We start from the raw sequence: 13,004 nt of genomic DNA, 5'->3' as shown, positions 1-13,004 counted from the left end.
CTTGGAGGAGGATGGGATTCGACCAGGGGTTGAATAGGCTTCTTGTGGTATTCGGACGAATGAGCGACCTGACATTCGCGGCCGTCGGCGGGCTCTCGGTCGTGGCCCTCCTGCTGGTGAGCGCGTTCTTCTCGAGTTCGGAGATCGCCCTGTTCTCGTTGCCCGACGCGTGGTTCGACGAACAGGCACAATCCGGAGAGCATCGGGCCGCCGTCCTCGCCGATCTCCACGCGGACCCACACCGACTGCTGGTCACCCTTCTGGTCGGCAACAACGTCGTGAACGTCGCCATCTCGAGCATCGTGGCGGTCATCGTCGCTGGCTTTCTCGACCCGGGCGCTGCCGTTCTCGTCACGACGCTGCTCACCAGCTTCCTCGTTCTCGTCTTCGGCGAGATCGTCCCGAAGGCCTACGGCCTGGGCAACGCCGAACGCTGGTCGCTGGTGGTCGCCGTTCCCCTCCGGGCCGTCGAGCGGGTCCTCTCGCCACTGATCACGTTCTTCGACTGGATCACCCGCGGGCTCAACGCCATCGTGACCGTCGACGAGGACATCGAGAAGCCCTACGTGGGTCCCTGAGGAGGGTTATCGCGCGTCGAGTGTGGTTTCGAGCAACTCCGGGAGCGCTTCGCGACTCGTCTGCTCAGTTTCGACCGACGCCTCGCCAGTCTCGAGCTCTTTGAATCCCGTTCCGGTGGGGATCAGGACGACCGATTCGTCGGCCTCGATCTCGCCGCGCTCCGTGAGCCGGGCGACGCCCGCGAGCGGCGTCGCCGCTGCTGGCTCGACGCTGAACCCGCCGAGGGTGGCGAACTGCCGTTGCGCCGTCTCGATCTCCTCGTCGGTGACCGAGACGACGGCGCCGTCGGTGTCGCGGACCGCGGCGAGCGCTCGACCGCCACTGGGCGGATCCGGGTTCCCGATGGAGTGGGCGATGGTCTCTTCCGTCTGGTCGGGCGTCAGGGGCGTCGTATCCACGTCACCGGCGTCGAACGCTCGCGTTATCGGGTCGGCACTGGCGGTCTGCACGACGTACAGCCGGGGTGGCTCCTCGAGGAGGCCCATCGATTCGAGGTCGCGAATTCCACGCCAGACCCCCGAGGCGAAGCCGCCGGAACTCGCCGGAATGGCGATTGCGTCGGGGGGTTCCGGTGCGAGCGACTCGATGATCTCGTACAGGACAGTCTTGTAGCCGCTGATGCGAGCGGGCGCGTCGCTGAGCAAGATCGAGATGGGAAGCGATTGGGAGAGCGATATCGCGTCGTCGTACAGCGCACCATAGTCCCCACTGACCTGGACGATGGTCGAGTCGTACTGGGCGATGAGCTCCAGCCGGACCGACGAGATGTCGTCGGGCACCAGGACGATGCACTCTCGGCCCAGACTCGCCGCGTGGGCGGCGGTGCTGATCGCCATGTTTCCGTAGGAGACGGTCCCGACGACGTCGTCGCCTCCCACGAGGGCGTGGGGGACCGCTACCGCACTCCCTCGGTCCTTGTACGCCCCGGTCGGATTTTCGCCCTCGTCTTTGACGTAGACCCGGGCCCCGGCAGCGTCGTCGAGTCGTTCGCTCCTGACCAGCGGGGTGCCGCCGGCGGCCCGGGCGACCCCTGCAGGCCGGTCGATCGGCAAGAGGGCCTCGTATCGCCACATCCCGTCGACGTCCTGGCCGTCCGACCAGGTGTAATCGATGCTGGGCGTCTCGAACCAGAGCGGTTCGCCACACGAACAGCGGACTCGCGTTTCGTCGTCGTACCGTTGCCCACAGCGGTAGCAGACCAGCGAAGAACTCATACCACGTTCTGCGGGGACACACCGACAAAGGCTTTCTTCTTGTGCACCGCTTCCCGTCTGTTCGACGGGGCGTACTATTCTCGCCGACCACCGAGACGGATCGTTTCTCCCCACATCATCGATGTTCACTGGCGGAGGACGTTCCCTGGCCCGACGAGAGTGAGATAAAATTCCCGTTCTCGCTGACGACCCTGGCGGTCGGGCAAGACGGGTCTGCTGGTCCTATCGCGCGTAAATTACCGCCCTATCAATCCAGTCGGGCGAGGTCGCCGCGCCGTTCGCGGTGCATGATCTCGGCGGCGAACCGCCGGAGCGTCTCGACGAGTTCCACCTCCGACCCGTAGGTCTCGACGCGGAGGTCCCAGCGGACCGATGCCGACCGGATCATCGCACTGGTCACGTCGTCCTCGTGGACGAAAACCAGGCGTTCGCCGTGGGATTCGGCGAGTGTCTCCAGGATGCTCCCCGCCTCCTCGCCGACGCCGAAGTTGTGCCCGAGGAACGGGACCACGAACGCCGTCGCGTTGCTACAGCGGGTGAACTCGATGCTCTGGGTTACCGCGTCCACGTCATCGACGTCAACGTCCACGTCGACGGCCAGAAAGGCGTTCACGCCCGGGTCGTCGCGAAGTGCCCCCTGCACCCGCCGGAGGAGCGCGTGGGCCTCGTCGATATTGCCCTCGTTCCGAAAGAGTGCGCGCAACGGGCCAGGGAGGTCCTCGACGTCGATCCGTCGGCGTTCCTCCTCGCCGAGGACGTAATTCAGGTCGAACGACTTGTACGGACCCATTATATAGAACAGAAACCGGTCGTACTGGACGTCACCCAGTCGGTCCGCGATCAGGTCCCGCGTGATGGACGCCGACATATGCAACATCCCGCGCGCTACATTCTTAAAGAGGGGTGTTTTCGAAAGTTCCTGGCTCGAGAAGGACTAAGTATTCACTGTGCGTATCCCGACACGTGATGGCGACGAATCAACCGCGGCCGTCGAACGGGGAGTTCCCCGCCGACCCGGCGGACCTGCTCCCGGAGGACAGCGTCCTCTCGCTCGACGAGTACCTCGACATGCACGCCGCCATCGGCCACCGGACGCGTTACGAGATCCTCTATCGCCTCGTTCACGCCGGGCCGATGAGCCCCACGGAACTCGTTTCTCGTCTCGACGTCGACGACAGCACGCTCCACTACCACCTAAACACGCTCCTGGACGTGGGACTCGTCGAGAAACGACAGCGGACCGAGCGGGGCCAGGACGGCCTGTACACCTACTACCGCGCGACAGTCTTCGGCGAGGTGGTGCTCTCCCAGGGGGTCGACGAGTTGATCCGCGGCGAGCAGCGCTTCGAGGCGATGTACGACAGCGATGCCAACGACTGACTGAAGCGTTCAGTGATCTGTCTAACGGGGCGAGTGTAAGGCGACCGGAGAACTTTGCTTCAGCGGTCATTTCCGTCGGTATTTGCATCGAGAATTCTCGATGCCGCGTCTTCGACCCGTTTTCGGTGTGCGGCCGAAATCCCGGCGTTTTGTGCGGCCTCCAACTGTCCGTCGACGACCGCATTCTGCTGTGGGCCCCACGTCTCGGGTGGCGCAGATTCGATGTATTCGACCCACCGTTTGACCGCTTCGAGCCGTCGCTCGCGATCCTCTTCGTGCTTCTCGTCGAGTTCCTCACGCACGTTTGAGTCGCTCATAGTCGTCTTTCACGTCGAGTCGTGACACCCATCGTTCGAGCCGACCGACACTAAGGCTTTCCTCGAAGAGGGTATAGAGGTGCACCGCGTCTTCGACGTCTTTGCGGGCACCAAGGTAAAGTTTGTAGGCGATCTGGAGCTCCAGCGGACCGATCGGGACGCTCTCATTTCCGATCGTTGCCCGCATCGCGTTTGCCAGGGAAGCCCGATCGAATTCGTCGTGGACGAATTTCACCTCTAGGTGTGGTGTGACCTGATCGTCTCTCGCCACCCAGATGTTGTCTCCCCGCTCGAGCATTTCATACATGGAGGACAGTGGCATCGCCGGCCCCCAGAAGTCGAGCGTGGCCAACTCATCTGCGAGTTCGCTCGCGGTTCCTTCGTCGATCTCTTCGATGAGAACGTCGACATCTTCCGTCGAACGTGCGCGTCCTGCGAGTATGGAGACGTATCCCGAGACGTAGACGTGGGCGATATCGAACGTATCGAGGATATCCGAGAATTCGATTGCCAGCGCGTCCAGCTGGTTCGGTTCGCGCTCGACCACCAGCGTTCCGTCGCGGATTTCGATGCCACCCATGGTGATAGTTCGATGGATGCTGGGATAAATACTGGGCGACGGGTGGGCTTAGCGAGGTCCCGTATCGATATCGTGGACCGCATCCGGCGACAGCAGTCGGTCCGTCGGAAGCATCACCCAGCCGTTCGCGAGGATCCGGCCCCCTCCCTCGTGGAGGACGGTCTCGCCCTCTCTGTCGCCGTACACGATGACATCGTCGTACTCCTGAACGAAGTCCTCGACGGCGTCGCCCCAGAGCGGTTCGTCCGAGATGACCATGTCCGGTCTTCGCGAGAGAGCCGCAAAAATGTGGCCCCGATGATCGATTCTATGGGATAGCGAGGGTGGGTGAACGCCCGCGTGACGACCCGTCCGTGACAGTTTCACTTTCACCACGGTAGGATGCGATTTATCCACATGGGTGAACAACTACCACCTGTGGGAGACGATCGGCTCCACTCCCCAATCGCATCGTGGCGACGACCACCCTTCCCCCAGGACGAACCCAAACACCCATGCAATGGCTTGCAACCTGTACCGACTGTTCGTGGCGGTACCAGGATAGCGATCAGGAGGCGGCCGCCGACGCCCTCGAGCGCCACGCCCGCAAAGAACGCCATCGCGTCGATATCCGACGGCGGGCGGTCGCCTGAGCGTTGGGCGATCACCCGGCGTCGCCGCTCAACGAGGACCGTGTCACCCAATCCAGATTCCTTCCTCCTCGTTCCTTCTGCCCTGTCCCCAACATCTCCTCTCTGCCGTCGACTGGCTCAGTACGGTATCTCGTCGGCCGCTACGTCCCGCTCGAGAACCACGGTTACCTCGTGGACGCCCCAGCCGAGCACGCGGGCGGTGCAGGGCCGTTCACTCACCGTCTAGCCAATCGGCCCGGTCGATGGAGAAACTCCCGCACTCCGGGCATTGCTGGTAGCGAACGGCGAGTTGCGTCCCACAACTCGCGCATTGAAATGGAGTCTCGTCTGGCTCCGACCGTCCGAATATCCCGCGAAGAATCGGGACGGCCCGGATGGATCTCATGGACCTGAATCTGTGGTCTCGAACACCAAAATTCCCCTTGTTGGTTCGATGATCTATGCACGAGTAAGAACGGATTTCGCCGACGTGTGTTTACCACACCATCCCTCTCGCGGGTATGGAACAGGCTTGTGTGCAATCTCGCCGTGGGGCTCCAGACGACGAACCCATCGGCGCGACCGGCGTCATTCACGACGAACCCGTCCTGGGTAGAACGAGGACGCGTTCAATACGTGATCTCGTCGGTCAAAGAGTCTCGACCAGATGCGGTGGCCGCTAGAGACGGGGCCAGCCACGTGATTGACGACCGTAAGATCGCCCAGAGAACGGCCTACAGGAACGGTGGTACCATGGTGTGAGTGGATCACCGAATCGGTTTTACGTACACATACCCATACCTAACGTATGAGTAAGAACATCTCCCTCTCGGATGACGTGTACGAAGCGTTGGTCCGGGAGAAGGGCGACCGGAGTTTCAGCGAAGTAATCGCCGCCAAACTGGAAGCCGGCGGGACGCTTCAGGAGGTCACCGGCCAGCAGATATTGGACGAGTCGACCTACGAAGCGGTCACCGATGACATCGCGCGGTTGAGTGAGGGGACGGCGGAGCGCCTCGACTCGTGAAACTGCTCGATACGTCGGTCGTGGTCGATATCGACCGTGGTGGTGTCGACGAACGCGTTGCAAAACTCGACGCCGAAGGTCGACACGCGATCAGTGCAGTGACGGCGACCGAGCTCAGATTGGGCGTCGAGAAACAATACGCGGATGGGACCGACGGCTACCGCGCCGCAGTCGATGGACTCGAACGATTACTCGCTCGCTTCGAACTCGTCCCCGTGTCTCGACCGGTCGCCCTGTCTGCCGCGAAAATCATCGACGGCCTTCGTCGGGGCGGCAATTCTCTCAACGACTTGCACGACGTTTATATCGGAGCGACTGCGCGCACGGAGCAACTCCCGGTTCTTACGGGTAACGTCGCACAGTTTTCACGCATCGCCGACGTCGACGTGGTCGACTGGGCGGAGTACTAGCGCTCAGTACGTGATCTCGTCGATCATCGCGTCCAACCCGAGTACCGCGAGCGCACCGAGAGGGGTTCAACTCGGTACCAACGTTGCGGATGCTGGCCGCGTCCTCCATCATGCTTATGTAATGAAACGATGTATACAAGTGTATACAGATGGGGTCCGATTACAAGAGCGTCCGGTTGACCGAGGACGCATACGAGACTCTGGCGCGACGAAAACGCGAGGAGGAGACCTTTTCGGAGGTCGTCACGCGCCTCGCCAGTGACCGACCGATCAGTGACGTCGCCGGTGTCTTCACGGACGAGGAGGTAGAACGCATTCGGTCGCGCCGTCGAGAGAGTTATGAATCGTACGCGACGAACACCGAAGACCGGCTGAGCGAATGATCCTCGAGACGTCGTTCGTCGAGGACGTCGCGCGCAACGACCCCGCGGCGGTCGCGAAGGCCGACACACTCCGTGAGGAAGGAATTCCCGAACGGCTGTCGACGATGACGCTTTACGAACTGTACTGGGGTGTGGGGTACGTCGAGAAACCCCGAAGGGAAATCGACAGACTCGATGCAGTCCTCGGAACGAAAGCAATCTACGACGTGACTCCGGCCATCGCACGGAAAGCCGGCCGGATCGCTGGCTCGCTTACCGCAGACGGTCGGGCCTTGCAAGATCCTGGCGACGAGATCATCGGTGCGACCGGCGTCGTTCACGACGAACCCGTCCTGACCAAGAACGTCGATCACTTCGAACGAATTCCCGGCCTGACTGTCGAAACCTATTGACAGAGCCGTTTACACACGATTCAGGACGTTATCTCGTCGGTCATCGCGTCCAGTCCGAGGACGGCGACTGCCCCGAGAATCCCCCTCCCGACAAGTATCGCTGCGACCAGGAGAGTCCACTCCGGCGTGGCAGCGTAGACTCGCTCGCCCGGGGCCCTGAGTGCTCCGATCATCAACGCGACGAGGAACGTCAACGTCTGGACGGAACATTCCACTACCTTTCTGCACCAGTTCGTGTTCCGAATGCGAGTGCACTGGCCGAGCAATTGCCCCAACCAGACACCGGTATGGACGAGCCAAACGGGTATGTGGCTTCGAGATGGTCAATACCGAACAGTGCTCACCGGTTTCGATCGATCCACTGGCAAAACTCGTCGAAGTCCTTCGCCCCGGCCTGCTCAGCGATGTTTTGCAACGTCCCAATCCGGAGCCGATCTTTTCGAGGGACACTCACAGTACGCGGTGGCGTCTCGTGGTCTTCCGGAGGAGTCCACTTCACTATCATATGACTCCCCGTTGTACGGATCCAGTGAAATCCTCCTACATTCACCAGTACAGAAACGACGTCGTCCCCCGAAAAATCTCTCGTCACCATTCGTTGAACTACTTGAGAATGTCTGGGAGATTGCCACTCGTATTTTCTCTCGGATCGATTCCTACGTCACGTAATTCCTCGTCGGTTGGCTCTCGTCCCTTCTCGTCTTTGAAGGCCGCAACAGCGTCGTCGAGCATTTCGAGGGCCTCTTCGCGTGTCTCACCCTCAGTTGCAACACCAGTTTCCTCGTCTCGGACGAGCCAGACATCTCCCTCTGTAGAGCGTTCCAGAGAAATGTGGGTGGGTGCGGTATATTCCTCACCATCCCCGTCCGACTTCGAACTCATGAACTATACTACCTCATACCGGGAGAAAAGTGTTCGGTCCCATCACGTGAGTATTGTAGGCCGCTCGAGTAATTGAGACTAGTACGTTATCTCGTCGGTCATCGTGTGCAGTCCGAGGACCGCGATCACCGCTAGTTCTTTATTGTCTTCCTTGGCGCCCCACCAAACAACTTATTACATTTTACAACTATCTATTACATATGCCGATCAGGATCGATCGTTTCGAGAACGGTCCCAACGACGTTTTGGATCTCAAAGCAGGGACACAGCCTCACATCGTTCTCACATTCTTAGCTACAAACAACGAACAAGCATTCACACAGACCGAAATTCACGAAGCAACCGATATCCCTCGCGGGAGCGTCGGGGTCGTCCTCTCCCGTCTCGAAGATCGCGGACTCGTCCGGCATCACGGGCGCTACTGGGCGATTGGGGACGATGAACGCCTCGCCTCGTACGCAGCACAGCAGGCCGCGAGTTCCGCATCGACGACGGATGACTACTACGGTGAGTCGGACGAATGACGGCGCCCCGCTATACTCGTGGAACGGTCGTCAAAGGACCGGACCTCCTGGGCCCGCACGAATATCGACCATACGTCTGCCTGAGTACAGACACACCGCCGTTTCGTGACGAAGAAGCCGTCTATGCCGTCGTCACGACTACACGACGCTCGGCAGCGATTCCACTCGCTGCCACAGACTTCACGAGTGGCGGACTTCCACGCGAGAGTTACATCAATCCGTGGGTCCTCGTCACGATCAAACACGCCGATATTCACGAAACTGAAGGTGAATTGACGGCGAACACTGTCGAGAAAATTGCTCGTGAGGCAGCTACCCACCTGGGTGCGCTGGACTGATCGCTTGGCCCCGTCTTCGAGTGGCTCGTCTTTATGTAGTTTCGCTTAGTTCGAACGTGTAGTACCGTCAGTACCTGGACCCCGGGTTGTTCACCGTTCTCGACGGCATCTTTCAACGGTTCGGATATCGGGCTAATACGTGATCTCGTCGGTCATCGCGTCCAGTCCGAGGACCGCGACGGCCCCGAGGACGCCCCAGCCGATTAAGATGGCGGCGACGAGCACGGTCCATTCGGGCGTGGCAGCGTAGACTCGCTCGCCTGGTGCTCTGAGCGCTCCGACCATCAACGCGACGAGGAAGGTCAACGTCTGGACGCGATGGTGTTCGAGCGCCCACGCGACGACCCGGGCAAAGGAGAGGATGCCGACGAGTGCGCCACTCGCGAAGATAGCGAGGGTCACGAACGGTGCGACGGCCACTGTGAGGTCGAGGGCAAACGCGGCACTCGTGAGTGCTTCCACCGCCCCGACGATGGTTTCGTACTGGCCGAGCGTGAGCAGGATGAGCGAGCCCGAAATGCCCGGGAGGACCATCGCGGAGATACCGATGACACCCGAGAAAAAGAGGACGACCGGGCCGTCTTCGATTGCCCCGTTCGAGAGGCCGCTGACGAGGAAGGCGAGCAAGAAGCCAGCGAGCGCGACCGCCCAGCCGGCGGGCGAGTCGAGGACCATCTCGTCGCGCAGGACGATGACGGAGGCGACGATCAGACCGAAGAAGAACGCGTACGTCGGGCCCGCGTGAGCGTGGACCGCCCACTCGATGACGTTCGCGGCGGTCACCGCGGCGGTGACGACGCCGACGCCCAGGACGGCGAGGAAGAACAGGTCCAACTCGGTGGCGCGGTCGAGCGCAGACGCTCTGGCAGCCGGGTCCTGTGGTCGGCGCAGGTCCTGGAGGAGTGCCAGCCCATCCGCGACGTTCAGCGCGGCGATGGCTTTGATGAGGCGGTCGTAGATGCCCGTGATGAGGGCGATGGTACCCCCTGAGACGCCGGGGACCGCGTCGGCGGCCCCCATCGCGAACCCCTTGAGGTAGACTACCAGGAGTTCGCGGGCTGTGGTCATGCGGGGAGGGCGCTCGTGATCGGTGCGAGGAGGGCAGTCGGGGCGAGCGGTGCGGTGACGGCGGCTGGCGCTATCGGTGCGAGCGACTCGCTCGCGGTGGTGGTCTGCGTGTCGCCCTCGGTCGTGGTCGTCAGGGAGTCGCCGTCTGTCGTGGTCTCGGTGTCGTCACCGGTCGATTCGTTGCCGTCGGTGATGGTCTCGTTGCCGTCGGTCGTCGTTGTCTCGTTGCCCGTCTGGTTGGCGCCCTCGGGCTCCTGAAGGACCTCCTCTTCGAGGTCGACGGTAATTGTCGAGTCGTCCTCACCGATGACCTGGCCTTCGGTCACGTCCGCGGTGGCGGTGTAGCTGCTGACGGTGAGGTTCTCGTCGGCGGTCGGCGGCGTGCTGAACTGGTAATCGCCCGTCGCGCGGACGCTGACGTTGGTGTAGCCCTCGTCGGTGCCCCACTCGTCGTAGCCGGTCGACGAGTAGGGGAGGGTCATTGCGAAGTCGCCGTTCGAATCGGTCTGAGCGTGCTGGGTGTATGTGAACGTGGTGTTGCGCGATGGAATCTCCATCTCGACCTGGGCGGTCACCTCGCTATCGGCGGGGCCCTGGCCCTCGACGGTCGCGCCGGGGACCTTCTCGAAGAGCTTGACGGCGCGCTGATTCGCGTTCTCGGGCCCGTCGTTGACCTTCACGAGGCGGTAGTGCTCGAGGGCCGTAACGCGCTCTTCGGGGATGCCCTGAAAGCCGCCGACCTGTGCGGAGCCGTCCTCCTCGGCGTACTGCTGGGCCTCCTGGACGCTCTCGAAGTCCTGTCTGACCAGTTGGCCGTCCTCGGGGACGACGGGGATCTGGACCGGGCCGTTGGCGGTCTCGACGGTGTCCACGTCCCAGTTTACGACGATGGGTGCCGGGTCGGTGGCCGAGCCGTGGTAGTTGTACAGCCGGACCATCTGCGACTCGTAGTAGCGCTGGGTACGCAGCGTGGCTGCGGGCTGGACGCTCCCGGTCTCCTGGTTCACCTGGTAGATCTGGGTTTGGGTGTCGCGCTGGGAGAGTTCGCCGGCGTCGTAGAAGGTGACGGGCGCGCCGAACTTGCCCTCCACCATCTGCCAGTCGACCATGACGTAGCGCACCTTGGCGTCGTCTTCCTCGACGACCGCGAGTCGCTCGTTCGCGGTCTCCTCGTCGTCGGCGAGCAGATAGTTGGCGGCCTCGGTCGCGTGTTGCTGGAAGGGGTTGGCGACCGGGATGCGCTCGCCCAGGACGGTGATCCAGTGGCCGTAGTCCCACCAGCTCATCACGCCATAACTTCCCTCTGGGTAGTCGTAGTCGTCGGTGTACTCGTAGGTCCCGTAGTACTCGAACTGGTCGGCGTTGTCCGCGCCGCCGTAGTTCCCCTCCTCGGGCGTGTTGTCGACCATCCAGTCGAGGGTGTCTTCCCACAGGGTCACCGACCCGGGGCCGGTGGAGTCGCCGACCTGCCAGGCGGTCTGCTTCTCCAGGGTCTGGCCCTGGTCGTTTGTTAACCCTACTGGGACCGCGAGCGGGACGATGAGCAAGAGTAGAACGGTTGCGATGGCGAAGTAGGCGTTCCAGTCCGGCTTCGTGAGTTTCTCGCGGTCGATGGTGTATCCGATGGAGCGGAAGACGTAGACCGGCAGCCACGCCGAGAGGACGGCGACCGGGACCGCGAGGTAGTAGTTGAAGCGGACCTGGGTGAACGCGGCGGAGAGCATGAAGACCGTCCAGACGACGATCAGCATGCGCTCGCCGTCGTAGGTGCCCGCGACCGCGGTCAGGGCGAGCAGGGAGCCGACGACCGCGATGCTTATGATCGTGGGGTCGACGCCGAAGAGGCCGCCCAGGGACTGCGGGACGATGGGGGCCGCGAGGAAGATGCCCGTGACGACCGGGAGGGCGATGGCGAGGCCGATTTTTTTGTTGTTCTGTGAACGAAGTAGGGGTTCGAGCAGGAGGATGGCAAGCATGCCGAACGCGAGGAAGAACGTGAAGCCGTACTCGTGGAAGAGGACTTCAGTTTGACTGAGCCCGTACTGCTGGGACATGGAGAGGGGGAATGGTTGGGCCTCGCCGATGGTGCGGGTCGCCGCGCCGGCGGAGAAGCCGACGAAGCGGAGGAGGTTACCCGTAACGAGCGAGAAGAGGCGGGGAATCGCGACTGAGACGACACCAGCGCCGACTATGAGTGTGGCGAGGACTGCGCCTGGGTAGTACCAGGGGTCAATTCTTTTTGTGTCCCACTCGCGGGCGAGCCAGGCGAGGAAAACCGCGCCGCCGGCGACTGCGAGTGGGAAGATGACCTGGATTAAGGAGTAGCCGGAAACACTGAAACTCGCGCTTTCGAGTCGCGCGAGCATCAGGACGCCAGTGACTGTCATCGCGACCGCCGAGACGATGCCCAGGTGCTCCGGGCTCTCGCCATCGGCCATCTCGCTGGTCATCTGGACGAGGACGAAAACGCCGAAGACGCCGACGAGGAGGATACCTGGTGGCCAGACGTACATGTAGAGCGCCGTAGCGACTCCGGCAAGGGCACCATATCCGAGAACACGGCGCAGTGATGCGTACTCGAACTCACGGAGTTGCTCGTAAACAGGTTTATCGCGCTGGGCCACTCCGATTGCGGCCATCAGGGCGAAGACCGCGAAAGACATGAACAGTGGCTCGGCGATGTTGTGGTCCGCGGTGCCGACGAGAGAACGAGAGAGGATGAGACCAGGGAGGAGAGCCATGACGATTGCCGCAAGGACACCAGTTATTCGTCCGCCGAGGCGGCGACCAATGAGATAGGTCGGGATGGCAACCAAGGCCCCGACGATTACCGGTGTGAAGGCGGTGACCGTGGCGATCAGCTGGCCTGAAGGATCTCCAAGGCCGATGATCAGCGAAACTGTTGCAATTGCTTGATCGAATAGTGTTCCGAACTGGCCAGAGTGAACTCCAGTATCGAATCCAGTCCAGGGATCGAAGGGGCTCGTTGCAGGATAATTGTTTACAGTGTACGTCGATTGGCGAAGGTGGTACCAGGGGTCGTTGCCGCCGAGGAACACCTGGCCGTCGACGACGAAGTTCGACCACGACCGCTGTCTGACCCACACCATAAAGGCGAAAATCAGGGCCAGCGCGGGGAGGTGATACCAATCTTCGAGGAGGGCGGTGATTCTGTCGGTATCGAGGCCGGCAGAATCGGCGTCTGTCTCGGCGTCGTCGCTCATTGGTCGTAGGCACTTTCAGAAGTCGAATAAGCCTTGTCATCTTCTCATCTCGACGGTGGGTGGACAATAATTACA

The 13,004-nt window shown here is 61.8% G+C and carries 19 protein-coding genes; 9 read left to right on the top strand and 10 right to left on the bottom strand.

From position 1 onward, the window contains the following. Positions 1-59: 59 nt before the first annotated feature. Positions 60-578 carry a DUF21 domain-containing protein gene (locus HSRCO_RS09330; protein WP_259517378.1) on the top strand — a complete coding sequence of 173 codons (519 nt, stop codon included), beginning with the start codon at positions 60-62 and terminating at the stop codon, positions 576-578. A 6-nt stretch (positions 579-584) separates the two neighbouring features. Here HSRCO_RS09330 and HSRCO_RS09325 read toward each other — a convergent pair whose 3' ends face one another. Further along, a complete protein-coding gene (locus tag HSRCO_RS09325) occupies positions 585-1,793 on the bottom strand; it encodes a threonine synthase (RefSeq protein ID WP_259517376.1) in 1,209 nt (402 codons plus the stop codon). 247 nt (positions 1,794-2,040) lie between these two features. Next, positions 2,041-2,661 (bottom strand): hypothetical protein, encoded by a 621-nt coding sequence (locus HSRCO_RS09320; RefSeq protein WP_259517374.1) that lies wholly within the window; start codon positions 2,659-2,661, stop codon positions 2,041-2,043. 98 nt (positions 2,662-2,759) lie between these two features. Between HSRCO_RS09320 and HSRCO_RS09315 the strand changes: the two genes are divergently transcribed. Beyond that, a complete protein-coding gene (locus HSRCO_RS09315) occupies positions 2,760-3,173 on the top strand; it encodes a transcriptional regulator (RefSeq protein WP_259517373.1) in 414 nt (137 codons plus the stop codon). 59 nt (positions 3,174-3,232) lie between these two features. Here the strand turns inward: HSRCO_RS09315 and HSRCO_RS09310 are convergent, their stop codons facing one another. The 3 genes from HSRCO_RS09310 to HSRCO_RS09300 are packed head-to-tail and all read right to left on the bottom strand — an operon-like array spanning position 3,233 to position 4,328. Next, positions 3,233-3,490: a hypothetical protein gene (locus HSRCO_RS09310; protein WP_259517372.1), complete on the bottom strand. Its 258-nt coding sequence runs from the start codon at positions 3,488-3,490 to the stop codon at positions 3,233-3,235. Then, positions 3,468-4,070, bottom strand: a complete 603-nt coding sequence (locus HSRCO_RS09305; RefSeq protein ID WP_259517371.1) for a hypothetical protein — start codon at positions 4,068-4,070, stop codon at positions 3,468-3,470. The genes HSRCO_RS09310 and HSRCO_RS09305 overlap by 23 nt, the downstream gene beginning before the upstream one ends. A 48-nt stretch (positions 4,071-4,118) precedes the next feature. After that, complete coding sequence (locus tag HSRCO_RS09300; RefSeq protein ID WP_259517370.1) at positions 4,119-4,328, bottom strand: hypothetical protein; 210 nt, start codon at positions 4,326-4,328, stop codon at positions 4,119-4,121. Between the two features lie 236 nt (positions 4,329-4,564). On the opposite strand from HSRCO_RS09300, the gene HSRCO_RS09295 reads away from it, so the two are divergent. From HSRCO_RS09295 to HSRCO_RS09275, 5 genes are all read left to right on the top strand, one after another. Further along, positions 4,565-4,702, top strand: coding sequence for a hypothetical protein (locus tag HSRCO_RS09295; RefSeq protein WP_259517369.1), 138 nt, complete (start codon positions 4,565-4,567; stop codon positions 4,700-4,702). 787 nt (positions 4,703-5,489) lie between these two features. Further along, positions 5,490-5,708, top strand: a complete 219-nt coding sequence (locus tag HSRCO_RS09290) for an antitoxin VapB family protein (RefSeq protein ID WP_259517368.1) — start codon at positions 5,490-5,492, stop codon at positions 5,706-5,708. Further along, positions 5,705-6,118, top strand: coding sequence for a type II toxin-antitoxin system VapC family toxin (locus HSRCO_RS09285; protein WP_259517367.1), 414 nt, complete (start codon positions 5,705-5,707; stop codon positions 6,116-6,118). The genes HSRCO_RS09290 and HSRCO_RS09285 overlap by 4 nt, the downstream gene beginning before the upstream one ends. A gap of 149 nt (positions 6,119-6,267) precedes the next feature. Next, on the top strand, positions 6,268-6,501 hold the full coding sequence (locus HSRCO_RS09280) for an antitoxin VapB family protein (protein ID WP_259517366.1): 234 nt from the start codon (positions 6,268-6,270) through the stop codon (positions 6,499-6,501). Further along, positions 6,498-6,893 carry a PIN domain-containing protein gene (locus HSRCO_RS09275; protein WP_259517365.1) on the top strand — a complete coding sequence of 132 codons (396 nt, stop codon included), beginning with the start codon at positions 6,498-6,500 and terminating at the stop codon, positions 6,891-6,893. Before HSRCO_RS09280 ends, HSRCO_RS09275 begins: the two co-directional genes overlap by 4 nt. 20 nt (positions 6,894-6,913) lie before the next feature. Here the strand turns inward: HSRCO_RS09275 and HSRCO_RS09270 are convergent, their stop codons facing one another. From HSRCO_RS09270 to HSRCO_RS09260, 3 genes are all read right to left on the bottom strand, one after another. After that, the gene (locus HSRCO_RS09270) at positions 6,914-7,108 is read right to left on the bottom strand and encodes a hypothetical protein (RefSeq protein WP_259517364.1); all 195 of its coding nucleotides are present in this window, start codon (positions 7,106-7,108) and stop codon (positions 6,914-6,916) included. A 125-nt stretch (positions 7,109-7,233) separates the two neighbouring features. Then, complete coding sequence (locus HSRCO_RS09265; protein ID WP_259517363.1) at positions 7,234-7,488, bottom strand: type II toxin-antitoxin system HicA family toxin; 255 nt, start codon at positions 7,486-7,488, stop codon at positions 7,234-7,236. A gap of 8 nt (positions 7,489-7,496) precedes the next feature. Beyond that, on the bottom strand, positions 7,497-7,775 hold the full coding sequence (locus HSRCO_RS09260; protein WP_259517362.1) for a type II toxin-antitoxin system HicB family antitoxin: 279 nt from the start codon (positions 7,773-7,775) through the stop codon (positions 7,497-7,499). 200 nt (positions 7,776-7,975) lie between these two features. Here HSRCO_RS09260 and HSRCO_RS09255 point away from each other — a divergent pair, with 200 nt between their 5' ends. Further along, positions 7,976-8,299, top strand: coding sequence for a helix-turn-helix domain-containing protein (locus HSRCO_RS09255; protein ID WP_259517361.1), 324 nt, complete (start codon positions 7,976-7,978; stop codon positions 8,297-8,299). After that, positions 8,296-8,637: a hypothetical protein gene (locus HSRCO_RS09250; RefSeq protein WP_259517360.1), complete on the top strand. Its 342-nt coding sequence runs from the start codon at positions 8,296-8,298 to the stop codon at positions 8,635-8,637. The genes HSRCO_RS09255 and HSRCO_RS09250 overlap by 4 nt, the downstream gene beginning before the upstream one ends. Positions 8,638-8,769: 132 nt before the next feature. Here the strand turns inward: HSRCO_RS09250 and HSRCO_RS09245 are convergent, their stop codons facing one another. Next, a complete protein-coding gene (locus HSRCO_RS09245) occupies positions 8,770-9,705 on the bottom strand; it encodes a DUF368 domain-containing protein (RefSeq protein WP_259517359.1) in 936 nt (311 codons plus the stop codon). Next, complete coding sequence (locus tag HSRCO_RS09240) at positions 9,702-12,929, bottom strand: oligosaccharyl transferase, archaeosortase A system-associated (RefSeq protein ID WP_259517358.1); 3,228 nt, start codon at positions 12,927-12,929, stop codon at positions 9,702-9,704. The genes HSRCO_RS09245 and HSRCO_RS09240 overlap by 4 nt, the downstream gene beginning before the upstream one ends. Positions 12,930-13,004 lie beyond the last annotated feature (75 nt).

Source organism: Halanaeroarchaeum sp. HSR-CO (genome assembly GCF_024972755.1).
GTDB lineage: Archaea > Halobacteriota > Halobacteria > Halobacteriales > Halobacteriaceae > Halanaeroarchaeum.
The sequence above is the reverse complement of the archived record's forward strand: the minus strand, read 5'-3'. Positions and strand labels throughout refer to the sequence as shown.

Coding starts and splice junctions, on each gene's coding strand:
- HSRCO_RS09330 (WP_259517378.1), top strand. CDS start 60: ATGAGCGACCTGACATTCGCGGCCGTCGGCGGGCTCTCGGTCGTGGCC.
- HSRCO_RS09325 (WP_259517376.1), bottom strand. CDS start 1,793: ATGAGTTCTTCGCTGGTCTGCTACCGCTGTGGGCAACGGTACGACGAC.
- HSRCO_RS09320 (WP_259517374.1), bottom strand. CDS start 2,661: ATGTCGGCGTCCATCACGCGGGACCTGATCGCGGACCGACTGGGTGAC.
- HSRCO_RS09315 (WP_259517373.1), top strand. CDS start 2,760: ATGGCGACGAATCAACCGCGGCCGTCGAACGGGGAGTTCCCCGCCGAC.
- HSRCO_RS09310 (WP_259517372.1), bottom strand. CDS start 3,490: ATGAGCGACTCAAACGTGCGTGAGGAACTCGACGAGAAGCACGAAGAG.
- HSRCO_RS09305 (WP_259517371.1), bottom strand. CDS start 4,070: ATGGGTGGCATCGAAATCCGCGACGGAACGCTGGTGGTCGAGCGCGAA.
- HSRCO_RS09300 (WP_259517370.1), bottom strand. CDS start 4,328: ATGGTCATCTCGGACGAACCGCTCTGGGGCGACGCCGTCGAGGACTTC.
- HSRCO_RS09295 (WP_259517369.1), top strand. CDS start 4,565: ATGCAATGGCTTGCAACCTGTACCGACTGTTCGTGGCGGTACCAGGAT.
- HSRCO_RS09290 (WP_259517368.1), top strand. CDS start 5,490: ATGAGTAAGAACATCTCCCTCTCGGATGACGTGTACGAAGCGTTGGTC.
- HSRCO_RS09280 (WP_259517366.1), top strand. CDS start 6,268: ATGGGGTCCGATTACAAGAGCGTCCGGTTGACCGAGGACGCATACGAG.
- HSRCO_RS09275 (WP_259517365.1), top strand. CDS start 6,498: ATGATCCTCGAGACGTCGTTCGTCGAGGACGTCGCGCGCAACGACCCC.
- HSRCO_RS09265 (WP_259517363.1), bottom strand. CDS start 7,488: ATGGTGACGAGAGATTTTTCGGGGGACGACGTCGTTTCTGTACTGGTG.
- HSRCO_RS09260 (WP_259517362.1), bottom strand. CDS start 7,775: ATGAGTTCGAAGTCGGACGGGGATGGTGAGGAATATACCGCACCCACC.
- HSRCO_RS09255 (WP_259517361.1), top strand. CDS start 7,976: ATGCCGATCAGGATCGATCGTTTCGAGAACGGTCCCAACGACGTTTTG.
- HSRCO_RS09250 (WP_259517360.1), top strand. CDS start 8,296: ATGACGGCGCCCCGCTATACTCGTGGAACGGTCGTCAAAGGACCGGAC.
- HSRCO_RS09245 (WP_259517359.1), bottom strand. CDS start 9,705: ATGACCACAGCCCGCGAACTCCTGGTAGTCTACCTCAAGGGGTTCGCG.
- HSRCO_RS09240 (WP_259517358.1), bottom strand. CDS start 12,929: ATGAGCGACGACGCCGAGACAGACGCCGATTCTGCCGGCCTCGATACC.